Genomic DNA, 19,212 nt, shown 5'->3' on the forward strand with positions numbered 1-19,212 from the left:
AGTTATTAAATGGATGTTTAAAGGTGGGATGCCAGAATTTGCTTAAGTGCATCCACCCAAGGATCGGAGTCATTCAGACTCTCCACCAAAGTGAGCTGTTCTCCTCCGGCAGCCATGAATTCTTTTTTGTATTCGTGTCCGATCTCGTCGGTTGTTTCAAGACAGTCGGCCGTAAATGAGGGAGCTACCACAAGCAGACGTTTTACTCCTTTTTGGGCAAGCATGTTCAATGTTTTATCGGTAAAAGGCTGCATCCAGTTATTGGAAAGACGTGACTGAAAAGCAGTGGTAAACTTGTCGCCCTGCAGGTTTAGTTTTTCAACAAGCAGACGGGTGGTTTCGTAGCAGGCTGCCTTGTAACAGAATTGTCCGTGGGGAGGCATTGCCTTCTCGCATTCACATTGGGCGGAAGGGATGCCCGGGTGACTTTTATCATTGTGATTGTTTGGCAGTCCGTGGTAGCTGAATAGTACAAAGTCGTACGTATTTGGCTGGTATGCGGCTATACGTTGAGCAAATGCGTCCACAAAGGCCGGGTGGTTGTAAAACTGATTGATAAAATGCACGTGCGGTATGGTGTTCCATTTCCCGATCTCTTCCATTACGGCCTGCGAGGCTGTACCACTGGTTGATGAGGCATATTGGGGAAACATCGGCAATACGATTAACCGGGTGTAACCTCCTTCTTTAATGCTTTCGGCAGCCTTGCGGATAGAGGGCTCCTGATAACGCATACCCACAAACACATCGGCTTGACACTCCAGACTTTTTTGTAGTTTTTCCTGCAGTCGGATGGTATTGGTCAGCAACGGAGATCCTTCGTCGGTCCACAATCTTTGATAGAGTTTGGCCGATTTGGGCGCACGAAAGGGCACGATGATGAGGTTGACCAGTATCTTTCTTGCCAGCCAGGGCAGATCTATCACCCGCGGATCGTTCAGAAATTGAAACAGGTAGCGGCGCACAGCTTGTACGGAGGGGTTGTTGGGGGTGCCAACGTTTACGAGCAATAGGGCTGTTTTATCTTTTAGCATGATTATTCGGTTGGGATTTATGCAAAGTTACTATTTTATCCTTGCTTTTCGGTCAGGTATTTCCAGAATCTTACAGGCATGTGCTGCTTGTGAAGCCTTGGATTGATCCGTTCCTTTATGGCGATGGCTTTAAAATAGGCCTTCCAAAGATTCTGAAAAAGTTTTTCATCTTCGGCCATTAATTTATCGTTCAGAATTCCCGAAAGAAGATGCTCTTCCATCCTGTCGAAACGTACTTCCCGAACTTCCTGAAGGTCGTAGTAGCAACCGTAGGCACGCTTCAAATCGTAGATAAGCCACTTCTGATCGGCAAAACGGTCTTTAAAGTGACCAACAACCAGCGGAAGTACATTATACAGCGGTTCCATTGCCCCGAAAAAGGTGCCGTCTTCTGCTTTCTGGAATCGTATAAATTCGATCATCCGGTGTTTCTCATGACTTACTTTTCGCCATACCTTGGATACTTCCAATACATCGGGGTCGCCAAAGTTCAGCTCGATAGACGACGGGGAGTTAAATGCTTTTTTGATGTAACGAAACAACAGGAGGTCCACGTCCGCCAATTCGGAAAGCCAGCATACGGTGAGGCAATGGAGGGCGGTAGCCGAAAGTTTCTTCTGTAATCCCTTCCATACCCGTTCTACCTTCGTATCGTCTGTGCAGATGGTCACAACTTCATCGCAAAACAATGGAAGAGCTTCACCTTCGGCAAGTAGTAATTCGGGAAACGATTTGCGGGCAAAGGCATCGAATACAGCGGTAAGCAGACCGTCGAATGTTTTATCGTAAACGTAGATTACCATAACTTATTCTTCGAACTGGATCACTTGCTGACGATCGTCGGTCTTCCTGCCGGGTTTTCTGGATAATAAACTGCGCACCGAAAGGGGCGACAGCTCGTTGATGGTTCGTACGGGCAGTTCGTTACAGGTAATGAAATACTGTGCCTTTTTCATTACGATACCCATTTTCTTGAGTTGCGAAGCTCCCAATCGTCCATATCTGCGGGATACCAGAATAAGTTTAGCCGATTTTACACCTATACCGGGTACACGCAGCAGCATTTCATAGTCGGCCCGGTTGATATCTACCGGAAAGGCCTGTGGATTACGCAATGCCCAGGATAACTTGGGGTCTACTTCCAGATCCAGATCCGGATAGGCATCATTTACAATCTCGTCTACCTTGAATTGATAGAACCGAAGCAACCAGTCCGCCTGATACAACCGGTTCTCGCGTACAAGGGGTGCCTGTTTAAGTACAGGTAAGCGGTTGTCGTAGGTATTTACGGGAATGTAGCCCGAATAATAGACCCTTTTCATGGACGGACGCTGGTATAAGGCCGATGAAAGTTGCAGGATGTCTTTGTCTGTTTCGGCAGTAGCTCCTACAATCATCTGGGTGCTTTGTCCGGCCGGAGCAAAACGTGGGGCGTATCTGTACTTTTTACGCTCTTCGGCGCTTTCCAAAACTCCTTGCTGGATATAGCTCATGGGTTTGAATACACTCTGGAAGTCCTTCTCGGGAGCAAGTAACTGCAGACTCTTCTCATTGGGTATTTCTATATTTACACTGAGGCGGTCGGCATACAGGCCGGCCTCGTTTACCAGTTCCCTGCTGGCCCCGGGGATACTCTTCAGGTGGATGTAGCCGTTAAAGCGATGAACCAACCTGAGGTCTTTTGCCACACGGACCAGCCGCTCCATGGTATAATCGGGATTGCGCACCACTCCGGAGCTTAGAAAAAGCCCTTCGATGTAATTACGCCGGTAGAATTCGATGGTGAGGTTTACCAGTTCGGTTACGGAGAAAGTAGCCCGCTTCAAATCGTTGCTTCTCCGGTTGATGCAGTAGGCACAATCGTAGATGCAATGGTTCGTAAGCATAATCTTAAGCAGGGAAATGCATCGGCCGTCTTCGGCAAAACTATGGCAGATACCCCATCCGGCCGCATTCCCTATCCCCCCTTTCTGGTTGGAACGGGTGGTGCCGCTTGAAGAGCAGGATACATCGTACTTGGCTGATTCTGCCAGAATTTTAAGCTTGTCAATTACACTTTCGTCCATATAGATTGATCCGGATATAAATGGTCTGTCCGTATACCTTACAAAAATAAGGATTTTTCTTCTTTCCGGATGCTTCCCCAGGGAAAATGTTGCTGCCGATACTGCCTTCCTTTAGTGAAATAATGCAAAAATACCTTCGCTAATCTAAATTTTATCTCTCTTTTTTTTATTATTTTCTTTTATGAATTGTTTATATAAGTATAGGGTTGAACATATTTAGCATCAATGGATTAAGTTTGATTAGTCATGATAGGAGCAATTACAGGCGATATCGTGGGGTCGCGGTTTGAATTTAATAATCACAAGGGAACTGATTTCGAGTTATTTGAAAAAGGGTGTGATTATACAGACGATACTATATGTACTGTTGCTGTGGCCGATTGGTTGATCAGAAGGAGGGAAGGTCCGGTTAGTCTGGCTTCTGTTATGCAAAGATGGTGCCGCCGCTTTCCGTATCCTACAGGTGCTTATGGTGCAAGTTTCTTTCGCTGGATATGGGACGAATCCCCCGAACCGTATTATAGTTTCGGAAATGGATCGGCCATGAGGGTGTCTCCTGTCGGCTGGTGTTTTGATTCCTTAAGCGAAACCATAAACATGGCTACCGAATCGGCCTGCATCACCCACAATCATCCGGAGGGTATTAAAGGTGCCCAGGCTGTGGCAGCAGCTATATACCTGGCGAGGACGGGGCGTACGAAGCAAGAAATTAAATATTATATTGAATCATCCTTTGGATACAATTTGAATCATTCTTGTAAACAATTGCGCATCTATTACCAGTTTAACGAAACCTGCCAGCATACTGTTCCGGAGGCATTGGTGGCTTTTCTGGAAAGTTCAGATTATGAAGATGCGGTTCGTCTGGCTGTATCCCTGGGTGGAGATTCCGATACACTGGCCTGTATAACAGGGGGAGTGGCCGAGGCTTTTTACGGTTTGCCGTTGCGCATAAAAATAAAAACGCTAAGTTATCTGCCCGAAAAAATAAAGAAAACTGTTGAGGTATTCTATACCGAATTTATAGAACCGAAACAGAAAGGATAAGAAATCGAAATGTTTTCTGTATTATTGATGGTTGTTTTGATTTTCTTATCTTTGTGAAAACTCAATTTGATACACCTCATATATACCTTACTATGTCTGAAATAGAAGAAGAAAATAGACTTAATGATTTGCTTGCTGTACTCAATGCCGGTTATTGGGAGGCCAATCTTACCGGTAAATCTTGTTATTTTTCGGAGTTGCTGTGTAAGATATTCCGGATGAAGAGTCCGTATATCACTTTCAGGGAACTTTCGGCTTATTTTAACGACGATTACATTGTGTTGTTTCAGAATCTGATAGCCTCGCTTCTCAACGATGAAATTCATGAGTTGTTATTACCTCCCACTTATTTTAATAAATATGTGGCTACGGGACTTAATGGGAGATTGATCCGGACCGGACTGATAAGACGGACTGTTTTGGAGGATGGTAGTGTAAAATGTTTCGGATACCTTCAGCTTATTGATAAAAGGGATGCGGAACACAGGGTGTTGAAGTTGGAGAATAAAATGAACAGTCTTATAAATCAGCTGAATTCCCTTTCGGTTTCTTTGCAGAATTTTCTGACAAAGCATGATCCGTTGGCTGTTACGGAAGATATTATGAGGAAGGTGCTTAATAACTTTAATGGAAGCCGCGTATATATTTTTCAATTTAACGAGGATGCTTCCCTGCAGAGTTGTACCCACGAAGTTGTATCAGAAGGCGTTTCGTCCGAGATAAATTGGCTCCAGAATATTCCTACCATAGATACTCGTTGGCTTTTTGAAGAATTGTCATCGGGCAGGCCGGTAATATTGAACTCGCTGGATGATATTCCTGCACAAGGAGAAGTAGAACGGAACATGCTGGAAAGTCAGGATATACGCTCCATGATGCTCGCTCCCATGTATTCTGGAAAACGTATGATCGGCTATATGGGGATTGATCTGGTGTGTGTACCCCGGAAGTGGACCAACGAAGATTATCTTTGGCTGCTGTCTTTGGCCAATATCATTGCGATCTGTACAGAATTGTATAATCAGAAAAAGCAATCGGATGAGGATAAGAAATATGCCGAAAACAACGACCGGTTAAAGTCGGCCTTCCTGGCAAATATGAGTCACGAAATACGTACACCTCTGAACTCTATTATTGGTTTTTCCGAACTTTTGGCCGAAACGGATGATGCCGAAGAGAAAAAGGAATATGCTTCCATTATCCAGAGCAGCAATAACCTGTTGCTGCAGCTTATCAATGATATAATCGATATTTCGAAGATTGAGTCCAATAGACTTGACTTTATCTATTCGGATGTGGATGTAAATGCCATTCTGAAGGAGTTGACTGCCGATCTGAAGTTAAGATTGAAAGATAAGGATATTGAAGTTTGTCTTGAATTGGGATTGCCTGATTGTACAGTCTATTCGGAAAGGAACCGGTTGATGCAGGTGATTGTTAATTTGTTATCCAATGCCGCTAAGTTTACTGAACAAGGTAAGATTACTATCGGTTATATACTCCGGGACGGAATGTTGGAATTCTTTGTTCAGGATACGGGGATGGGGATACCCAAAGATAAACAATCCCAGCTTTTCGGACGTTTTAAGAAACTGAACAGTGTGGCTCAAGGCTCCGGATTGGGTTTGTTTATATCCAAAACGGTCGTGGAGAGATTGGGAGGGACCATTCAGGCGGAATCGGAAGAGGGTGCGGGGTCTGTTTTTCGTTTCAGCATCCCGTATAAAGTGAGTAAAACATCTTCTGCTAAACGGAAAGCAACCAATCCGGTTATAGTTAAAAAGGATGTACTTTCTGATAAACCGATATTGCTGGTGGCTGAAGATACGCTTCCCAATTACAAACTTATCGAGGCGATGCTGCGCAAAGAGTATGAGTTGGTACATGCAAAAAATGGATTGGAGGCGGTTACCCTTTTTAAGGAGAAACATCCGGCATTGGTTCTTATGGATATCAAAATGCCCGAAATGGATGGGATAGAGGCATTGAAGGGTATACGGGATCTTTCGCCCGATTTTCCTGTGATTGCTGTAACTGCCTATGCCTTTGAAGAGAATATTCGTGAGATAGTGAATAATGGGTTCAATGATTACCTCATAAAGCCGATCCGTTGTTCCACGTTGAAGGAAAAATTGGATGCGATATTACACAATTAAAAATAATATATAATCGAAGCATATGAATAATTTTAGTTTTCAGAATCCTACCCGCCTGATTTTTGGCGATGGAATGATTGCCTCTTTATCAAAGGAAATACCTGCAGGAAAGAAGATTATGGTAACCTTTGGTGGTGGCAGCGTGAAAAAGAATGGTGTGTACGATCAGGTAATCAAGGCATTGGAAGGTCGGATTGTTACCGAATTCTGGGGTATTGAAGCGAATCCAACGATCGAAACCCTGCGTAAAGCTATCGCATTGGGTAAAGAGAAACAGATTGATTTCTTGCTCGCCGTTGGTGGTGGATCGGTATTGGACGGAACGAAACTGATCTCTTCGGGATTGTTGTACGACGGAGATGCCTGGGATCTGGTAAAAAAAGGGTATTATCCGGAATCGGTGCCCATGGGGACGGTGCTTACATTGCCGGCTACTGGTTCCGAGATGAACAGCGGGGCGGTTATTTCAAGGATTGAAACCCATGAAAAGTATCCGTTTTACAGCAATTATCCTGTATTTTCAATCCTGGATCCGAAGGTTACGTTTACATTACCCGATTTCCAGATTGCATGTGGTATTGCAGATACGTTTGTGCACGTAATGGAACAGTATATGACTTCGCCAGGACAGTCGCGTCTGATGGATCGCTGGGCCGAGAGTATTCTTGCCTCTCTGATTGAGATTGCCCCAAAGATTAAGGAAAATAAGACGAATTACGACCTGATGGCCGACTTTATGTTGTGTGCAACCATGGCGTTGAATGGTTTTATCTCGATGGGGGTTAACAACGACTGGGCTACCCATATGATAGGTCACGAACTTACGGCATTGCACGGTCTTACCCACGGTGCTACATTGGTGATTGTTTTACCCGGAACATTGCGTGTGCTGGCGACTAAGAAACAGGATAAGCTTCTTCAATACGGCGAACGTATCTGGGGTATAACCAGCGGAACTACCGAAGAAAGGGTTGCCCTGGCTATCAAAAAAACAGAAGATTTCTTCCGTAGTCTCGGTCTGCATACCCGGTTGAGTGAGGAGAATATCGGTGATGCGACCATAGACGAGATTACACGTAGGTTTACAGAACGGAATGTTGCCTTTGGCGAAGACCGCGATGTTACTGCCCAGGTTGCCCGCGAAATATTGATAAGCTGCAAGTAAGATATGAGAAAAGAACGGATTCATGAGTTGAACAACCGGACTTATCTGCCGGGCAGGTATGTGCTTTACCGTATGCAGGCTTCGGTCCGGATAAGAAATAATCAGGCGTTGTTTCATGCAATCCGTTTGGCAAACGAATTGAACTTGCCCCTGAAGGTCGTGTTTCGGCTGGATGCTTCCTTCCCGGAGGCAAACTACCGTCATTTCGAGTTTCTTATTCAGGGATTAAAAGATTTTGCTTCCGGGGTATCACTCCTGGGTTGTGAATTTGAAATAAGAACGGGTACGTTGGAAGAGGCTTTCTTAGAGCCTCTTTCAAATGCTGCCTGTGTTGTTACCGACAAAGGGTACCTGCGCATCCAGCGCGATTGGTCCGGATGGCTTGGCGAACATGCACCCTGTAAGGTGATTGAGGTGGAGGATAATCTGATTGTGCCTGTCGAATCTGCTTCTCATAAAGGGGAGTGGGCGGCAAGGACATTGCGTCCTAAAATTACGGATAAACTACCTTACTTCACTTCAGAGCTGGAGGATGAGATACCTGTCTTGACCTGCCGTAAAGAGGCATCACCGGAACTGTCCGCACTAAATGAACGGATTCTGACCAATACACTTGAGAAGCTGCGAAGTGATGCGTGGTTGATTCCTGTTGCGATGAAGGGGGGAGAACAAGAGGCGAACCGATTGCTGAATGTTTTTGTTAAGGATAAACTTGCCTCGTACGATAATGACCGGAACGATCCGTCGTTGGTTGCCACATCAAGGTTGAGTGCTTATTTGCACTTCGGATTTATATCGCCCGTGGAGATATGGAAGGCAGTAGAGACATATCCGGAGTCGGCTCCGTTTATTGAACAATTGGTGGTTCGCAGGGAGCTGGCTCATAATTACATCTGGTTTACAAAGAACTACGATTCCTATAATTCATTACCCGAATGGAGTCGTAAAAGTCTGGAGCTACATGAACCGGACAAGCGTCCGTTTGTTTACGACCTCAACCTGTTAGAAGAGGCTGCAACGCATGATGCTTCCTGGAATGCCGCTATGAGAGAAATGATACAGACCGGCTTTATGGAAAACACCATGCGTATGTATTGGGGGAAGAAACTGATAGAATGGTCGGCCACTCCCCAAGAGGCCTATCATCGTATGAGCTATCTGAACAACCGTTACTTTTTGGATGGTCGCGACGCCAATTCTTTTACCGGGATAGGATGGTGCTTTGGTCTGCACGATCGCCCCTGGCAGGAAAGGCCGGTATTCGGTATGGTACGGTATATGAATGAAGCCGGATTATACCGAAAATACAACATGAATGCCTACATCGGGAAGTGGAGCTGACAGCTTTGTCTGTAACATTGCTTACCTGTTATTCTTTTCGGCCCAATCGTGAAGTAAATGTATGGCTTTTGCCAGTACCCCGGCCGATCCTTTAAAATTACCGGAACCACTGGGTATATTTCCCATACCATACCACTCATAAAAGCCGTTGTTTTTAATAACCCGATTTATCATCGGATTTATTTCCTGGTATGCTTCCTCAACAAATCCGTTGAGAATCAATTGTTGGATCATCCTTCCGCCAAACCAGGTCCAGTCGCCGCCGTTCTGATAGCCATAGGGATACATTCCCTTATTTTGGAAGAATCCTTCGGGGTAGGGAGGATAGAGTGTTAGTCCGATTGTTGGAGCACCCGATGCCTTTACATTGGCCACCATGGTTGCATTGGCTGCCGCAATTTCCTCCTTTGAAAGCAATCCGGCTTCGATCGCCATGGCTGTTCCGCCGTGGTAATAAATTGAATTCTCATCGAAATCGGATGGAAAAGGCGAGTCTTTTAAGTAAATGTGTGGAATAAACTTCTGTTTCGCTTCGTCCCATAGATATTTGCGCGTATTTACCTTAATATCGTCGCGAACCTTTGCCCAGCGCTCTTTAGCTTCGGGACGGTCGGTCAGCTCAATAAAGTGATTCAACGCAATGATAAAAAAGGCATTGTCGTAAATGTCTATTGCAAGATGTGAGTTCTCGTCCAGCTCCACTCCCCAGGGATGCTCCGGCTGTACGTCTCCCCAATCTGCTGTGGTTGTACCCCAAATCAAACCGTATGTTTTGTCCAGTCGCTCGTTCATTAAAAACTCCAGGGCCATCTCCAAACGTTTCTCTACCGTCTGGCCATTAATCTGCTTTTGCAAAAAGGATTTGTTACCACTTTTATTCACGTAGCGCCAAACAGCCTGCACTAGGGATGCCTCGTGATCTGTCTCCACCGTATTCTTATGTGCGGCATAGCGAGGTTCCGTATCGGATAATCGGTATTTATATCCTCCTTTATTATTCAGATCGGCCTTATTGATGTCGATAAATCCATCCACGATATCACCCGTTTTCCCTTGAAAATGGAAGAAGGTGATCAGATTGTCCTGTATGGTACTGTCCGGCATTACCTCCATGGCTAGCTCTATAAAGGTATTGTAGTCGCGAATCCAGACCTCGCCATAGCCGTCGCCCGCATTGAAACCTCCTTTTACAACCTCTCTGGCCATCGAATCCACCTTATGCATGAGGGTGTCATTCGTAATTTGATAAGCCAATTGTTGTTCCGGCGATTTAGTTTTTGCTCCGCTGCAGCCGGCAGTCAGGCATACAAGTGCTGCGGCAAGTGATAAGAAAGTGTGCTTAATCATCGTTTATTGTGCTTTTGTAAGTTGTTTATTCTGTGGCAAATATAGAGGGTTGTCCCGTTTTGCCCATTGTGTTTTGTTCCTATTCACTTATACAATCTTACTTTTTTCTTTACTTTTGTAGGTGTGAAACGAACATGTGTACAACTTTCTACCTGTTTCGGACCTTCCATCTTAAAATGTTATTCGTATGAAAGCAATGACTGATACAGACTATATATATTCTCTGATAGCCGAAGGAGAACATCAGAAGCAGGATTTTAAATTTGAGATTTCGGATGCAAGAAAGATTGCCCGTACTTTATCGGCATTTGCCAATACGGATGGAGGAAGATTGCTTATCGGAGTTAAAGATAACGGCCGCATTGCCGGTATTCGTTCGGATGAGGAGATTTATATGATTGAAGCTGCCGCACAGATGTATTGTGTGCCGGAGGTAAAGTATTCCATGCAGGTATACAAAGTGGAAGGTCGTTCGGTCTTGCTGGTCAACGTGGATCAAACTGATAAGAAACCTGTTTATGCGAAAGACGAATCCGGTAAAGAGCTCGCTTATGTACGCGTGAAAGACGAAAATATCCTGGCTACGACCGTTCATTTGAAAGTGTGGCAACAGAGTGGAAGTCCCACAGGCGTCTTGGTAGAATTTACCCAGAAAGAGCAACTTCTGCTTGATCTGCTTGAGCAGAATGAATATATTTCTCTCAATCAATATTGTAAACAGGGAGGTATTCCCCGCAGGGCTGCCGAGAATCTGATGGCCAAATTTATCCGTTTTCAATTAATCGAACCTGTTCTGGTAAATAGAAAATTCTATTTTAAACGAACAAATGAACCTAAATAATAACGAAGAAAATCATTTTACTAATTGAAGTATATGGAGTGTAGGCTTTATTGTACCCTGCGACAGCCTGTCAAATCTGACAGGCTGTACGAAGGTAATTGATGAATAGTGTTTAATCACAGGTAGAATCAGTGTGATGCATTGCATATATATAACAAGAAAAGGGTAAAACAAGTTACAAACTTTTCGAAAAAATGAATTTTAACAGTGAATTTAAAAGCTAATTTTATGTATCGTTAATAATTTAGTGGCTTGAAATTTGGGTTTGTGAAATATTTTTTTAATTTTGTAAACTAAAATTAAAGTTTTGACTGCTTACCTATTTTATATGCTATGAAAACTGTGACTCTGATTGGTTCAGGTTTTTCCTCTTTATCCGCAGCTTGCTATATGGCAAAGAATGGATACAAGGTCACTCTGTTCGAAAAGAATGAGACGATCGGAGGGCGGGCGAGGCAGTTTACCGAAGAGGGGTTTACATTCGATATGGGACCTACTTTCTATTGGATGCCTGATCTTATAGAACGTTTTTTTAATGATTTCGGTAAAACAAGTGCCGACTATTATGAATTGATTCGGCTGGATCCCGGATATAAGATCTATTTTTCAGAGAAGGAAGCGCTATCAGTATCTGCCGATTTAACGGAGATATATGCCATGTTCGATTCCCTGGAGCCCGGAAGCAGTCGGTTTTTACGTTCTTTTTTACAGGACGCCGAGTTTAATTACCGGGTGGCAGTTGATAAAGTATTGTATAAGCCGGCTAATTCATTTTCCGAACTTATCATGCCCGATACTGTAAAACGGCTTTCTCAATTTTTTACTACGATCAGTGCGCGGGTTAAACAACATATTAAACATCCTTATTTAAGGCAATTGCTGGAATTCCCGGTAATCTTTCTGGGAGCAAAGCCAAGTAATACCCCTTTGTTCTATTGCCTTATGAATTATGCCGATATGGTGTTGGGCACCTGGCATATCAAAGGTGGTATGTTCCGTCTGGCGGATGCTATGAAGCAGGTGGCCGAAAGTCTGGGGGTGGAGATCGTGACACAAAGTCCGGTCGACAAAATTGTGGTAGAGAAGGATAAAGCAACCGGTGTTGTGGTAAAGGACACTTTTCATGCAACCGACCTGATCATATCAGGAGCCGACTACCATCATACCGAATATCTGCTGGATGAATCATTCCGCAATTATAGCGAAACCTATTGGCAAAAAAGAGTGATGGCTCCTTCGGCTTTGTTGTATTATGTAGGCTTTGACCGGAAAATAGATCAGGTGGCACACCACACCTTGTTTTTTGATACCGACTTCACGCTTCATGCGGAGAATATATACGATCGTCCCGGTTGGCCCGATAAACCGCTGTTCTATACAAGTTTCCCCAGCATAACGGATCCTCAACTGGCTCCTGAAGGTAAAGAGACGGGTATATTCCTGATTCCTATCGCCCCGGGAATTACCGATTCCGAAGAGATTCGTTCTTTTTATTTCAATCAGCTTATCGACCGGATGGAGAATATCACGGGGCAATCGCTTAAAAAGGATGTGTTATTTTATAAGTCGTATGCCGGAGCTGACTTTATGCGCGACTACAATGCATACAAGGGTAATGCCTACGGATTGGCAAATACCCTGTTGCAGACGGCTTTCCTTAAACCGTCTGTTCACAATAAACAGGTGAAGAACCTTTTCTATACCGGACAACTTACGGTTCCCGGGCCGGGTGTTCCTCCGGCTATTATTTCCGGTAAAATAGCAGCGGGAGAAGCAAGTAAATACTTTAATAAATAGAATATGGATCCACTATACAGCACATTGTCTTTCGACATAAGCCGACTGGTCACCCAAAGGTACAGCACCTCCTTCTCTTTGGGCATTACCTGTTTCGATCCTCAGATAAGAGGTCCCATTTACAGCCTGTATGGTTTTGTAAGGTTTGCCGACGAGATTGTGGATTCTTTTCATGAATACGATAAAGCAAAACTACTGGACGATTTCGAAAGGGATTTCTATAAGGCCAAAGCCGAAGGGATAAGCCTGAATCCGATATTGAACTCATTTCAGCAAACAGTTAAGAGGTATAACATAGACGATGATTTGATTCAAGCATTTATTTCAAGCATGCGGAGCGACTTACTCAGAAGCAGTTATTCGGAGAAGGAGATAAAGGATTATATCTATGGCTCGGCCGATGTAGTGGGACTAATGTGCCTGAAAATATTTGTGGATGGTAATCAATCGGAATACGAACGGCTTAAGCCCTATGCCATGCGCCTGGGGTCTGCGTTTCAGAAAATAAATTTCCTTCGGGATATCGGTCACGATATCCAGGAGCTGCATCGGATCTATTTCCCCGTTTTGAGAAATCAACCTTTAAATGAATCGACAAAGAAGGAGATTCTTGAAGAAATTGAAGAAGACTATAAGGTAGCCATGCAAGGGATAAGGCAATTGCCTAAATGCGCTTATGCCGGAGTATACACGGCTTACCTGTATTATTATACGCTGACACGAAAAATAGAGAAAACCCCGGCAAACATTTTGCTTACCAAACGCGTGAGAGTCTCAGACTATGAGAAGATCTGGCTGTTTGTTAAAGCTTTTGTTTCCACAAAATTCAATTAATTATGGTGATACTGGTCGATGAAAATGATAATCCCATAGGGACGATGCCGAAGATGGAAGCACACGAGAAGGCAATGCTTCACAGAGCTTTTTCTGTTTTTATATTGAATGCAAACGATGAAGTACTGTTGCAGCAGCGAGCCAATGATAAGTATCATTCGGCCGGACTGTGGACAAACACCTGTTGCAGTCACCCGCACCCGGGGGAAGATACCCTCGGCGCAGCCCGGCGACGGTTGAAGGAAGAGATGGGAATGGAGGCGGATCTGCAGTTTGTGTTTAAATTCATGTACAAGGCTCCCTTTGATAATCTGCTTACGGAGCATGAGATTGACCACGTATTTATTGGCAAAACCAATCAATTGCCAGTAATCAACCCCGAAGAGGTTGCTTCTTATAAATACATGAAACCGGAAGAAATAAAATTGGATATGGAGCAGAATCCCCAATCATATACCGTCTGGTTCCGTATTATCTTCAACGAATTCTATAAAGAAATTTTTACCCACAAGTTGGCTGTGTAATGAAAATCGCTGTCGTTGGCTCGGGAATCGGCGGGTTGGCTTCGGCCATTCTGCTGCAAAGAAAAGGACATCAGGTAACTGTGTACGAAAAAAACAGTTGCCCTGGAGGGAAGATGGGCCAAATCAACGTGGATGGGTACCGCTTCGATACCGGTCCGTCGCTCTTTACGCTTCCCGAACTGGTGGACGAATTATTTGAATTATGCAGCGTACAGGAAACGGAACGTCTGCCCTATGTAAGGTTGTCCAATAACTGCCGTTACTTTTACCCGGACGGAACGGAGTTCAATTTTTATCAGGACAGGGAAGCCCTCTATTCCGAAATAGAGCGGGTGTTTCCCCATGATGCCGCAGCAGTAAGAAAAAGGTTGCTTCATGCCGAAGAGGTATATAACTTAAGTGCACCGGTGTTTCTTTTCAGTGCTTTCCATAAACTGTCTAATTACCTTACAGAGCCTTACCGCCACATGGTCTTTAAGTTGCATAAGCTCGACTTCTTCCGGACTATGCACGGCGCCAATGCGAAAGACTTTACCGATCCGCGGTTGATACAGCTGTTCGACCGATATGCAACTTATAACGGCTCCAGCCCTTTCCGGGCTCCGGCCACTTTGAATATGATTGCCCACCTGGAGAATAACAAAGGGGCCTTTTTCCCGGTTAAGGGAATGTACTCCATAGCCAACAGCTTATATGATCTGGCCTTGAAACAAGGGGTGAGGTTTGAGTTCAATACCCGGGTGGAGGAGATAATCCGCAACGGTGCTGCCGTGTCGGGTATCAGAACAGCGTCAGGCATCACCTCTGTTGACGCCGTGGTGTCCGACGTTGATGTACGCTCTGTTGCAAATCACCTGTTAAAGCATCCGCTGAAAAGAATCATCAATAAAATTGAACGCTCATCGTCAGCACTCATATTCTATTGGGGGATAAACAGATCCTTTCCCCGATTGGATGTACACAATATATTGTTTAGCAGCGACTACCGGGAAGAATTCAAACACCTGTTCAAAGAGAAAAGTCTTTCGGCAGATCCAACGGTCTACCTGTTTATCAGTTCCAAAATTGTACCGGACGATGCTCCGGCAGGATGCGAGAATTGGTTTGTAATGGTCAACGCTCCGTCCGACTGTGGACAAGCGTGGGATAAGCTGATTGCAGAAGCCCGGGAAAACATTGTCCGCAAAATAGATAAGATGCTGGGTGTAGATATCGGATCGTGTATTGTTACGGAGCGAATTGCCTCGCCACTTACCATCGCCAGGGATACATTCTCGGCAAACGGAGCATTGTATGGCACCTCCTCCAACTCATTGTTAGCGGCATTCTTACGCCACCCCAATACTCTGCCGGGCATTAAGAATCTTTATTTTGTGGGAGGAAGCGTACATCCCGGCGGTGGGATTCCTTTATGTATCGCCAGCGCTAAGATTGTGAGCAATGAAATACCGGATGCCCTATGATTAAGAGACTCAGACAATGGGAGACCGAACTGGGAACCACACATCTGGCCCGTTTCTATGCGGTAGGGTTGTTGATGTTTGTATTGCCCTATACGCGGGATCTGTTTGTGAAGATTATTCCGATTACATTGTTGCTGGTATTCGGACTGGCATTGTACCGGAACAAAGACTGGCGTGTTAAAACGGTGTTATGCTTTCTATTTATTGTGCTGACCTCATTCTTTGTTGAGGCAATCGGGGTAGCTACGGGAGTGCTGTTCGGTGCCTATGCCTATGAGACAGGACTGGGAGTTAAATGGTTGGATACACCACTTCTGATCGGACTCAACTGGCTCTTTTTAGTTTACGCATCCCATTCCATCGTTTCACAAATAACAAGCAATCCCATCCTTCGGATACTAACGGGCGGAATAGCCATGGTGGGGTATGATCTGGTACTGGAGGTTGCGGCACCGGCCATGGAGATGTGGTCGTTCCAAAGCGGCTATCCTCCGTTTATCAACTTCCTTACATGGTTTATTATGGCGGTAATCTACCATAGCCTATTTGTAGCTCTGAAAATTAAAGCGGACAATCCCCTTGCCGGGAAAATCTTCTGGGTTCAGATTGCATTCTTTATGTGTATAAGTCTCTTTCATATATTCTTTATGCCATGATTAAAGCAAATCATACATTCTGGGGAGGCCTGTTTTTTCGTTACTATACAGCGGTTAGGCTTCGAAGGCATTTCAGGTTTATCCGCTTTGAAGGCGATGTTAAGGACAACGGACTTCCCATCCTGATGATTGCAAATCATTTCTCGTGGTGGGATGGCTTTATACAGCTTTATACCAACGAACGTTTCTTTAAGAGACGGTTTTTTGTAATGATGTTGGAACAACAGCTTAAAAAACATCCGATATTAACGTATGCAGGGGCTTTTTCCATCCGGAAGAATGCCCGGGATGTGATTGAAAGTCTGGATTACGCTTTGAAGGTGCTGACCAGCAATCAGCAATTGCTCTTGTTGTTTCCGCAGGGAGAAATAAAGAGTTTATATACATCGGATATACGGTTTGAAAGGGGACTTGAATACCTGCTCGGTAAAAGGATGAATGAGATCCAGCTGGTTTTTAATGTGAACCTGATCGACTATTTCTCGGATAACAAGCCCGGACTTACCGTTTATCTTAAAGAGTTTCCATTGCGAGACATCACCTCGCTGGAACGAATTGAAGACGAGTTTAATCTGTTTGCTGCAGCATGTAAATTAAAACAACGAGAATGATGGTCTATCTGGGATATTTGTTCATGGGACTTACATGCGTACGTTTGCTTGTCTCTTTTTGTAATTGGTGGAGCCGGTGCTACCTTCCAAAGCCAAAGAAGTATACAAGCCGGGGAGGAGTCTCGGTACTGATTCCCGCACGAAATGAAGCGAACGCGATCGGTTTTCTACTTGAAGATCTGATGGGCTGCAAGGATACGATACAGGAGATTTTGGTATATAATGATAACTCGACGGACGATACCGCGAAGGTGGTGCGTACATACATGGAGAGATGTGCATACATCCGGCTGATCGAAGGCGATGAGCTGCCTTCCGGATGGCTGGGAAAGAACCATGCCTGCCACCGCTTGGCTACTGAAGCGCATGGAGACCGGTTGCTTTTTCTGGATGCCGATGTGCGGGTGGAAAGTGATCTGATTGAAAGGGCTGTGTCTTACATGAATGAGCAGGGGCTTACCTTGTTGTCTGTTTTCCCCAAACAGGAGATGACCAGCTGGGGAACACGCATCAGTATTCCGTTGATGAATCTGATCCTGCTTAGTCTGCTTCCCCTTTCGCTGGTACGTTTATCGCCGTGGACCTGCTTTTCTGCCGCCAATGGTCAGTTTATGCTTTTTGATGCGGCAACCTATCTTCATTACATGCCCCATAAGTTGTTTAAACACAACCGGGTGGAGGATATACGTATACTGAAATTCTTTAAAGAACGCAGGTTGAAGGTGGCCACTTTGCTGGGCGACCAATCGATCCGTTGCCTGATGTATCGCGACCTGGGCAGTGCAATCAACGGGTTTACGAAGAATATCTTTTATTTTTTCGGTGGAAGCCAATATTTAACCATCTTTTTTGTTTTATATACTACCATAGCTCCTGGTTGGATTTTTATGTTTAACGGGTTGGAGATGGGTATGATTTATTTGGTTTGTCTGGTGTTGATCCAGCTGTTTGTTTCGTTGGCCAGCAAGCAGTCGGTTTTGTATAATGTACTGTTGATGCCGGTAAAACAAATCGTGCTGGTGAGTATTGTTTATAAAGCGATTCAAAATTTTAGAAATAAAACACTTATATGGAAAGACCGAAATATATTGCAATAAGAATCTGGTTTGTTAGTCTGCTGTTGACCTTTTCTTCCGCCGTTGCGATGGGGCAGACTACCTATCGGGAACCCATCTATCTGGCCTATATACAGGGAGACATGTCCCGGTGGGAGGCTATCATCCGACTGATGGAAGAGCGTTCGGATGATATCACCGACGAAGAACGGAAAGAGCTGGTAGGCTATTACTATGGTTATATTGGCTTTCTTTTAGGAACAGACCAGAAGGATAAGGCCCAGGGCTATATCACTAAAGGAGAGAAACATCTGAACGCCCTGTTAAAGTCGGCCCCCAACGATGTAACCGCCCTTGCCTATAAAGGATCTTTTATCGGTTTCAGGATAGGAACCAATAAGTTTAAAGCCTTAACATTGGGAAATGAAAGTATTTCATATATAAACAGAGCCTATAAGCTGGACTCTCAGAATGTGCAGGCCATCCTGGACAAAGGCAATCTTTTGTATCACATGCCCGGTATATTTGGAGGAGATAAAAAAGAAGCCTTGCGTTTGTACGAGAAAGCGGTGTTACGCATGGAAAAACATCAAAACCTTAAACAAAACTGGTTATATCTGAATGTGCTTACAACCATTGCCAGACACTACGAAGAAGAAAAACAATGGCAGAAAGCAGTACAGGTTTATGAAAAAATACTGCAGCAAGAACCCGAGTTCAGTTGGGTTAAAGATACGTTATATCCTGCTGCGAAGCGGATTGCGGCTAAGAATAAGAAATAAAATTACACCCTCTTCTTTCTTTAACTAAATATTTTAGTTTGTTTAACTATAATATTTAGTTGTAAAACTAAAATGTTTAGTTTATTTGCATTGTGATATTTTTAAATAAAACAATTGCTATAAAATGAAAGAGATAACAACAAGAGAAGAAGAGGTGATGCGCCATTTCTGGTCGGCCGGAGCTTTGTTCGTAAAACAGATCGTTGATATGTATCCGGATCCTAAACCACATTTCAACACCATATCCACCTATGTGCGTAGCCTGGAAGAGAAAGGCTACCTGAACCACGAAGCACTGGGTACAACCTTCCGTTATTTTCCGGTGATAAGTGAAGAAGAATATAAGAAAGGAAACCTGGGAAATGTGATCAAAAAGTATTTCGATAGTTCGTATCTGAATGTTGTTTCTACTTTTATAAGGGAAGATAAGATTTCGGTGGACGAAGTAAAGAGGTTATTGGAAGAGGTGGAAAAACAATCAAAGGAATAAAGC

General features: G+C 44.2%; 18 protein-coding genes. 14 read left to right on the forward strand and 4 right to left on the reverse strand.

The window, feature by feature from the left end; all coding sequences use genetic code 11:
* Positions 1-17: 17 nt before the first annotated feature.
* From hemH to F5613_RS15145, 3 genes are read right to left on the reverse strand one after another with little or no spacing between them, the layout of a single operon-like run.
* A complete protein-coding gene (gene hemH / locus F5613_RS15135) occupies positions 18-1,034 on the reverse strand; it encodes a ferrochelatase (RefSeq protein WP_218858950.1) in 1,017 nt (338 codons plus the stop codon).
* A gap of 35 nt (positions 1,035-1,069) precedes the next feature.
* Positions 1,070-1,837 (reverse strand): TIGR03915 family putative DNA repair protein, encoded by a 768-nt coding sequence (locus F5613_RS15140; protein ID WP_179400393.1) that lies wholly within the window; start codon positions 1,835-1,837, stop codon positions 1,070-1,072.
* Between the two features lie 3 nt (positions 1,838-1,840).
* Positions 1,841-3,100 carry a putative DNA modification/repair radical SAM protein gene (locus tag F5613_RS15145; protein WP_179400394.1) on the reverse strand — a complete coding sequence of 420 codons (1,260 nt, stop codon included), beginning with the start codon at positions 3,098-3,100 and terminating at the stop codon, positions 1,841-1,843.
* Between the two features lie 246 nt (positions 3,101-3,346).
* On the opposite strand from F5613_RS15145, the gene F5613_RS15150 reads away from it, so the two are divergent.
* The 4 genes from F5613_RS15150 (at position 3,347) to F5613_RS15165 (ending at position 8,809) form a co-directional block, all read left to right on the forward strand.
* The gene (locus tag F5613_RS15150; protein WP_179400395.1) at positions 3,347-4,147 is read left to right on the forward strand and encodes an ADP-ribosylglycohydrolase family protein; all 801 of its coding nucleotides are present in this window, start codon (positions 3,347-3,349) and stop codon (positions 4,145-4,147) included.
* Between the two features lie 92 nt (positions 4,148-4,239).
* Positions 4,240-6,303: a hybrid sensor histidine kinase/response regulator gene (locus tag F5613_RS15155; protein WP_179400396.1), complete on the forward strand. Its 2,064-nt coding sequence runs from the start codon at positions 4,240-4,242 to the stop codon at positions 6,301-6,303.
* A 22-nt stretch (positions 6,304-6,325) separates the two neighbouring features.
* A complete protein-coding gene (locus F5613_RS15160) occupies positions 6,326-7,468 on the forward strand; it encodes an iron-containing alcohol dehydrogenase (RefSeq protein ID WP_179400397.1) in 1,143 nt (380 codons plus the stop codon).
* Positions 7,469-7,471: 3 nt separating this feature from the next.
* Positions 7,472-8,809: a deoxyribodipyrimidine photo-lyase gene (locus F5613_RS15165; protein WP_179400398.1), complete on the forward strand. Its 1,338-nt coding sequence runs from the start codon at positions 7,472-7,474 to the stop codon at positions 8,807-8,809.
* 21 nt (positions 8,810-8,830) lie between these two features.
* Here F5613_RS15165 and F5613_RS15170 read toward each other — a convergent pair whose 3' ends face one another.
* Entirely contained in the window at positions 8,831-10,156 is a 1,326-nt protein-coding gene (locus F5613_RS15170) for a glucosidase family protein (protein ID WP_179400399.1), read from the reverse strand.
* 187 nt (positions 10,157-10,343) lie between these two features.
* Between F5613_RS15170 and F5613_RS15175 the strand changes: the two genes are divergently transcribed.
* The 10 genes from F5613_RS15175 (at position 10,344) to F5613_RS15220 (ending at position 19,209) form a co-directional block, all read left to right on the forward strand.
* The gene (locus F5613_RS15175; protein WP_179400400.1) at positions 10,344-10,997 is read left to right on the forward strand and encodes an AlbA family DNA-binding domain-containing protein; all 654 of its coding nucleotides are present in this window, start codon (positions 10,344-10,346) and stop codon (positions 10,995-10,997) included.
* A gap of 333 nt (positions 10,998-11,330) precedes the next feature.
* The gene (locus tag F5613_RS15180; protein WP_179400401.1) at positions 11,331-12,794 is read left to right on the forward strand and encodes a phytoene desaturase family protein; all 1,464 of its coding nucleotides are present in this window, start codon (positions 11,331-11,333) and stop codon (positions 12,792-12,794) included.
* A 3-nt stretch (positions 12,795-12,797) separates the two neighbouring features.
* Entirely contained in the window at positions 12,798-13,628 is an 831-nt protein-coding gene (locus F5613_RS15185; RefSeq protein WP_179400402.1) for a phytoene/squalene synthase family protein, read from the forward strand.
* 2 nt (positions 13,629-13,630) lie between these two features.
* A complete protein-coding gene (gene idi, locus F5613_RS15190) occupies positions 13,631-14,152 on the forward strand; it encodes an isopentenyl-diphosphate Delta-isomerase (RefSeq protein ID WP_179400403.1) in 522 nt (173 codons plus the stop codon).
* A complete protein-coding gene (gene crtD, locus F5613_RS15195) occupies positions 14,152-15,615 on the forward strand; it encodes a 1-hydroxycarotenoid 3,4-desaturase CrtD (RefSeq protein ID WP_179400404.1) in 1,464 nt (487 codons plus the stop codon). Before idi ends, crtD begins: the two co-directional genes overlap by 1 nt.
* A complete protein-coding gene (locus F5613_RS15200; protein ID WP_179400405.1) occupies positions 15,612-16,271 on the forward strand; it encodes a carotenoid biosynthesis protein in 660 nt (219 codons plus the stop codon). The genes crtD and F5613_RS15200 overlap by 4 nt, the downstream gene beginning before the upstream one ends.
* Positions 16,268-16,882: a lysophospholipid acyltransferase family protein gene (locus F5613_RS15205; protein WP_179400406.1), complete on the forward strand. Its 615-nt coding sequence runs from the start codon at positions 16,268-16,270 to the stop codon at positions 16,880-16,882. Before F5613_RS15200 ends, F5613_RS15205 begins: the two co-directional genes overlap by 4 nt.
* Complete coding sequence (locus F5613_RS15210; protein ID WP_179400407.1) at positions 16,879-17,979, forward strand: glycosyltransferase family 2 protein; 1,101 nt, start codon at positions 16,879-16,881, stop codon at positions 17,977-17,979. Before F5613_RS15205 ends, F5613_RS15210 begins: the two co-directional genes overlap by 4 nt.
* Positions 17,952-18,719: a tetratricopeptide repeat protein gene (locus F5613_RS15215; protein WP_179400408.1), complete on the forward strand. Its 768-nt coding sequence runs from the start codon at positions 17,952-17,954 to the stop codon at positions 18,717-18,719. Before F5613_RS15210 ends, F5613_RS15215 begins: the two co-directional genes overlap by 28 nt.
* Before the next feature lie 124 nt (positions 18,720-18,843).
* Complete coding sequence (locus tag F5613_RS15220) at positions 18,844-19,209, forward strand: BlaI/MecI/CopY family transcriptional regulator (RefSeq protein WP_079683919.1); 366 nt, start codon at positions 18,844-18,846, stop codon at positions 19,207-19,209.
* Positions 19,210-19,212: the final 3 nt, after the last annotated feature.

Source organism: Macellibacteroides fermentans (assembly GCF_013409575.1).
Classification (GTDB): Bacteria; Bacteroidota; Bacteroidia; order Bacteroidales; family Tannerellaceae; genus Macellibacteroides; species Macellibacteroides fermentans.

What these genes read in the sequence shown, in the direction of transcription:
- F5613_RS15155 (WP_179400396.1), top strand. Translation starts at nt 4,240, where the DNA reads ATGTCTGAAATAGAAGAAGAAAATAGACTTAATGATTTGCTTGCTGTA.
- F5613_RS15140 (WP_179400393.1), bottom strand. Translation starts at nt 1,837, where the DNA reads ATGGTAATCTACGTTTACGATAAAACATTCGACGGTCTGCTTACCGCT.
- idi (WP_179400403.1), top strand. Translation starts at nt 13,631, where the DNA reads ATGGTGATACTGGTCGATGAAAATGATAATCCCATAGGGACGATGCCG.
- F5613_RS15175 (WP_179400400.1), top strand. Translation starts at nt 10,344, where the DNA reads ATGAAAGCAATGACTGATACAGACTATATATATTCTCTGATAGCCGAA.
- F5613_RS15220 (WP_079683919.1), top strand. Translation starts at nt 18,844, where the DNA reads ATGAAAGAGATAACAACAAGAGAAGAAGAGGTGATGCGCCATTTCTGG.
- F5613_RS15165 (WP_179400398.1), top strand. Translation starts at nt 7,472, where the DNA reads ATGAGAAAAGAACGGATTCATGAGTTGAACAACCGGACTTATCTGCCG.
- F5613_RS15180 (WP_179400401.1), top strand. Translation starts at nt 11,331, where the DNA reads ATGAAAACTGTGACTCTGATTGGTTCAGGTTTTTCCTCTTTATCCGCA.
- F5613_RS15145 (WP_179400394.1), bottom strand. Translation starts at nt 3,100, where the DNA reads ATGGACGAAAGTGTAATTGACAAGCTTAAAATTCTGGCAGAATCAGCC.
- hemH (WP_218858950.1), bottom strand. Translation starts at nt 1,034, where the DNA reads ATGCTAAAAGATAAAACAGCCCTATTGCTCGTAAACGTTGGCACCCCC.
- F5613_RS15185 (WP_179400402.1), top strand. Translation starts at nt 12,798, where the DNA reads ATGGATCCACTATACAGCACATTGTCTTTCGACATAAGCCGACTGGTC.
- F5613_RS15205 (WP_179400406.1), top strand. Translation starts at nt 16,268, where the DNA reads ATGATTAAAGCAAATCATACATTCTGGGGAGGCCTGTTTTTTCGTTAC.
- F5613_RS15200 (WP_179400405.1), top strand. Translation starts at nt 15,612, where the DNA reads ATGATTAAGAGACTCAGACAATGGGAGACCGAACTGGGAACCACACAT.
- crtD (WP_179400404.1), top strand. Translation starts at nt 14,152, where the DNA reads ATGAAAATCGCTGTCGTTGGCTCGGGAATCGGCGGGTTGGCTTCGGCC.
- F5613_RS15215 (WP_179400408.1), top strand. Translation starts at nt 17,952, where the DNA reads ATGGAAAGACCGAAATATATTGCAATAAGAATCTGGTTTGTTAGTCTG.
- F5613_RS15150 (WP_179400395.1), top strand. Translation starts at nt 3,347, where the DNA reads ATGATAGGAGCAATTACAGGCGATATCGTGGGGTCGCGGTTTGAATTT.
- F5613_RS15210 (WP_179400407.1), top strand. Translation starts at nt 16,879, where the DNA reads ATGATGGTCTATCTGGGATATTTGTTCATGGGACTTACATGCGTACGT.
- F5613_RS15170 (WP_179400399.1), bottom strand. Translation starts at nt 10,156, where the DNA reads ATGATTAAGCACACTTTCTTATCACTTGCCGCAGCACTTGTATGCCTG.
- F5613_RS15160 (WP_179400397.1), top strand. Translation starts at nt 6,326, where the DNA reads ATGAATAATTTTAGTTTTCAGAATCCTACCCGCCTGATTTTTGGCGAT.